This window comes from Haemophilus sp. UMB1048 (assembly GCF_030218125.1).
GTDB lineage: Bacteria > Pseudomonadota > Gammaproteobacteria > Enterobacterales > Pasteurellaceae > Haemophilus_D.
This window is the reverse complement of record NZ_JASOPB010000088.1, coordinates 1-282: the sequence shown is the minus strand read 5'-3', so window position 1 is coordinate 282 and position 282 is coordinate 1. Positions and strand designations below refer to the sequence as shown.

1 protein-coding gene is annotated in these 282 nt (G+C 55.0%); it reads right to left on the bottom strand.

Going from position 1 to position 282, the window contains the following annotated elements; all coding sequences use genetic code 11:
• The coding region (locus QP437_RS09995) for an NADH-quinone oxidoreductase subunit C (protein WP_285267731.1) at positions 1–282 on the bottom strand (282 nt) is incomplete at both ends.

Below are 282 nucleotides of genomic sequence, written 5' to 3'. Positions count from 1 at the left end.
CGAAGGTCACGCCAAACATTTCCCAGGTTTCACGCTCATACCAGTTGGCGTTAGGGAACAGGTTGGTGAAGGTCGGCAGATGCAGATCGTTTTCAGACAACGCCACCTTGAGCATGATATCGCGGTTGCGGTCTACTGAGATCAGGTGGTAGAAAACGGAAAAATCCGCGGCGGGCAGGCCATCGCGGTGCGTGCGCAGACGTTCGTCCATGCCGTGCAGGTCAAACAGCATCACGTAAGGCTTCGGCAATTTCTTCAGGAAATCACCCACCTCCAGCAGCT